We start from the raw sequence: 3,184 nt of genomic DNA on the forward strand, positions 1-3,184 counted from the left end.
ATAGCAGGATCAGAATCAGCGGACGAAACGACGCACAGCCACAATTCGGCCTTGCTCGTCCCGGATCGCTCCCTGAGGGGAGGTATCCGGGCTGATGATATCCGTCCGACCCTGCTCCTGTGCCGCCTGCCGGACGACAAGGGAAACCAGATACAGGGTCCCATCTTTCGGCTCCGGCAAACCCTGGATCTCATCGTATTCCTGGGACACGACAGGAACTCCTGCCACTTCCCCCGCATCCTCCGAGACGGTCTTCACCCGTGCCACTTCCCCGGATGCGGGGAAGGTAATTTCCTCCCCGTTTTTCAGTCGTACTATAATATCATGGGGGGTCAAGTTCACGATCTTCATTATTATTCCTCCTTTGAATTTTGTTCTCTCCTTAGCCGCTGGCGCGGCTTCCCCGGAGAGAAAGGGTGTCTCTCAACCCTCATCTATATAGTACCACGGTACCTTGGTACTCGTCAAGGGGTCACGCAAAGAAAATAAAAAAACCTCCTCTTATCAAGGAGATTTTTTTTCTGCGCGGTACTCTTCGACAAGTCGCTCAACAATCTCAGATATCGTCGTTCCCTCCTTTGCCGCTTGTATTTTTAGCCACTTGCGCAGATCATCGCTCATATAAACCTTTACCTGTTTTTTCATCATTAGCCACTCCCCTTCCGCTCTCAATAGTACCTGATAAAACACCATAGGGTATCTTTCAACCCTCATCTATACAGTACTATGGTACTAGACATCTGTCAAAGCCGAAGAGGAATAACTTGACGTCGGGTTCCCCCGTTATATGTTATATACAGTTCTTGAATACTGCAACGACAAATGGATTTCCATAAAGCGAGAGCACCTCGAGGCCCTCGCTCGTGTTTTCAATTGTTCCGTCCAGGATCTCTTCGATGAATAGAAAGCCCCCCCATCTCTGCCATGTTGGCAACCTGATGGGGGGACTTCATATTTTCATACCCGCTCCAATATTCGTCTGACTCCCGTCTCTCGCACAAATCGTATCTCCTTCCCCTGATCCGCCGCATACTCCTTCAGCCGCCACATCACACCATGGGAGATTAACCGTGTCAGCACCACCAGTACATCCGCCTCTCTTGCTACTCTGGCCATGGATAGGTCTACCCGATCCCCGTCATGGTAGATCACCCGGATTCCCTCGACTTCTTCCACATCCCCCAGCCGTCCGAACACAGCGACAGTCTTTCCCTCCAGGTGCGACAGATCGGGTTCACTCTTCTCCGCCTCCCGCTGGGGTTCTTCGTCCTCTGTGACGGTAGGCTCTTCCTCCACATCAGGTATCAAGGCATTCAGCCGCTCGACTTCCGCCCGAAGCTCTCTCACCAGTCCTTTCAAATCTCGAATCTTACGGATATCGTCGGCATCCCGGAGAAATACCTTTCTGCCTTCCCTCACCCTCTCTAAGTCCCGACGCAAGGTCGACAGCTTCTCTTCCAACTCCGCTTTCTGCTGACGTTCCTCCCGGAGCAGTTGGCTGAGTTGATGAGATCGTCTTCGCTGACGGTCCAGCTCTTGCCCCAATTGGCCGATCCGCTCGAAGAGAATCCCCGTGTCCCCCGTCTTTTTCTTCTTCACCAACTGGGCGATGGCTTCCGTCCGCCACTTTTCCAACTCCTCCGGCAGGGGAACATGAAGCATCACATACCGCATCCGCTCTCGACCGTACCGACGTATAAACTTCTCCATGTCCCAGTTGTCTGGGAATACCCAGAGAATATCCTTCTCTATCATCTCGGTGTTGGCGGCCTGCCAGAACTCTCGTCGCTTCTTCTCTTCCATCTCTCGAACCGCTTTTCTCCAAGCCGCAACGCTGGCTGACCCGGGAAGGAGTAAGATTCCCACAGCCTGATAACCCGCGACCATTTCGGGGACTTCCAGTTCTGCCACGGCTTTGCGCCAGTCTTCCATAGCCCATGCGGTATATCCGTCCCAAAACTCCGCTTTCCCTCTCTCCCAAACATCGGATATCTTCTCCAAACCCCGGTCATACTCCGCCTGTTCCTCTACACTCCGGGCCACTCCATAGGTGCCTCCTTCACCCACTACCGGCATCTCTTTTGAACCCAGAGCTTTCCGAAATATCAACTCGGGCTTGTCCCCCGCTTTGTTGTACATCGCCAGTGTTTGGGGATATTCCGCCTGTCCGCACTTCGGACATTCAAAGGGTCTCAACTCAAATTCGGTGTGCCCCACCTTCTCATCCAATGTTTCAAAGTCCAGGAGACCATAGTCGTGAACCTTCGCCACCAACCGCTTTTGACACTTTCGACAGTCTCGCTCAAAGTACACCACACCGTGAATCTTTCTCATGCTTCCACCTCCCTATTTAGGGTATCACAGAAAAAGAAAAAACCGTCCTTTCGGACGGATAGCTGTGGAGGAGCCTGGTGACCGGCTCCGCAAACCTAAACCGGATCCCCTTCTTCGTCGAAAACGACTATAACATCCCGACCGGATCCGCAGGAGCAAGGAGAAACTGGATCGTCTGGGTGGGAAATCCTTTCATAATCTTCCGTGTTACAAAAGCCACAATATATATGGGCTTTGAAATATGAATCTTCAGCTTTCTCTTTCATCCAATCGCTTTCCACCCGGATGTAGGTTCCCTCTACCTTCTCAATCACTTTTTTCATTCTAACTTCCCCCTTTTGGTTGTGCTTTTGGTTTGTTTGCCGGGAGCCTATCCCGGCAGGCCGTATCAAGGTAAAAAAATTTCATTTCTCGAAGAGAAATTCCTGAACCGTTTCATAGATCAGATCAGCCTTTTCCTGAGTGGTGAAATCGTACCGACAATTCCACCACTCTTTGCTGATGATGATATCTGCCTCCCCGTTGTATACCGGTGCCGCTGTGCCACCGGTGGTGCTGCCGGGGCTGAAGTCGACCCGGCCAGCGTGGTAATAGATGCAGGGTTGGGCAGATGATTGGAGGTTCAGCGTACCCTCGAACCATTCCGCGAAGTTCTGAGCCATTTCCTTTGTGATCATGTTTCAATTCCTCCTATTGCGAGAGCGAAGGTCTCCCCTCACCCTCGCAAGGGGTCGGAACCCCTTGAATCAAAGCCACCCATCCATATGCGCGGCTTGCGCCGCCTCCTCAAACTTCCCTTGCTGGCAGAGGGCGATAATTTCCTCTGCCTTTTCGACTACTCCCATGAAAC

General features: G+C 52.1%; 6 protein-coding genes. 1 reads left to right on the forward strand and 5 read right to left on the reverse strand.

The annotated features are described in order from the left end of the window. Positions 1 to 15 precede the first annotated feature (15 nt). Positions 16 to 351, reverse strand: coding sequence for a hypothetical protein (locus tag IEV46_RS17620; RefSeq protein ID WP_188433893.1), 336 nt, complete (start codon positions 349 to 351; stop codon positions 16 to 18). 153 nt (positions 352 to 504) lie between these two features. After that, a complete protein-coding gene (locus IEV46_RS17625; RefSeq protein ID WP_188433895.1) occupies positions 505 to 645 on the reverse strand; it encodes a hypothetical protein in 141 nt (46 codons plus the stop codon). Positions 646 to 787: 142 nt separating this feature from the next. Between IEV46_RS17625 and IEV46_RS18755 the strand changes: the two genes are divergently transcribed. Then, positions 788 to 904 carry a helix-turn-helix domain-containing protein gene (locus tag IEV46_RS18755; protein WP_188433897.1) on the forward strand — a complete coding sequence of 39 codons (117 nt, stop codon included), beginning with the start codon at positions 788 to 790 and terminating at the stop codon, positions 902 to 904. Positions 905 to 957: 53 nt separating this feature from the next. Here IEV46_RS18755 and IEV46_RS17635 read toward each other — a convergent pair whose 3' ends face one another. The 3 genes from IEV46_RS17635 to IEV46_RS17645 form a co-directional block, all read right to left on the reverse strand. Then, positions 958 to 2,334: a hypothetical protein gene (locus tag IEV46_RS17635; protein WP_188433899.1), complete on the reverse strand. Its 1,377-nt coding sequence runs from the start codon at positions 2,332 to 2,334 to the stop codon at positions 958 to 960. A 95-nt stretch (positions 2,335 to 2,429) separates the two neighbouring features. After that, a complete protein-coding gene (locus IEV46_RS17640) occupies positions 2,430 to 2,657 on the reverse strand; it encodes a hypothetical protein (RefSeq protein WP_188433901.1) in 228 nt (75 codons plus the stop codon). Between the two features lie 81 nt (positions 2,658 to 2,738). Next, positions 2,739 to 3,011: a hypothetical protein gene (locus IEV46_RS17645; protein ID WP_188433903.1), complete on the reverse strand. Its 273-nt coding sequence runs from the start codon at positions 3,009 to 3,011 to the stop codon at positions 2,739 to 2,741. Between the last annotated feature and the right edge of the window lie 173 nt (positions 3,012 to 3,184).

Origin of the sequence: Kroppenstedtia guangzhouensis, assembly GCF_014637345.1 — a bacterium.
In the GTDB taxonomy this organism is placed as follows: Bacteria; Bacillota; Bacilli; order Thermoactinomycetales; family DSM-45169; genus Kroppenstedtia; species Kroppenstedtia guangzhouensis.